At 60.9% G+C, this 353-nt stretch carries 1 protein-coding gene; it reads right to left on the bottom strand.

What is annotated here, in order from left to right; translation table 11 throughout:
- Positions 1–353 (bottom strand): integrase core domain-containing protein (locus tag FV228_RS32790; RefSeq protein ID WP_147858054.1); only part of this gene is annotated, 353 nt, incomplete at its 5' end.

The raw sequence follows: 353 nt of genomic DNA on the forward strand, positions 1-353 counted from the left end.
CTAGATGTTTGGTCCCGGCATGTGGTGTGACGGATCGAGCCTGAAGCGTTCGGGCTCTTTCGTCCAGGTCTGGCAAATAAATTCGTAGGGGGTGAGGCCTCGCAGGGTCTTCAGCCGGCGACCGTAGTTGTAGGCCTCCACGAACAGTTGCAGGTGGCGGCGCAACTCGTCGTTGTCGGTGTAATGGTAGCGCTTGACCGTGGCGTCCTTGATAGTGCGGTTCATGCGCTCGACCTGGCCGTTCGTCCACGGGCAGCGTGGTTTGGTCAGGCGATGCTCGATCTTGGTCTGCTCGCAGGCCCATTCGAACGAGTGCCAGCGGTAGATGCGCGGCTCGTCGCGCTCTGCCCAAT

This window comes from Methylobacterium sp. WL18, assembly GCF_008040015.1.
Taxonomy (GTDB): Bacteria; Pseudomonadota; Alphaproteobacteria; order Rhizobiales; family Beijerinckiaceae; genus Methylobacterium; species Methylobacterium mesophilicum.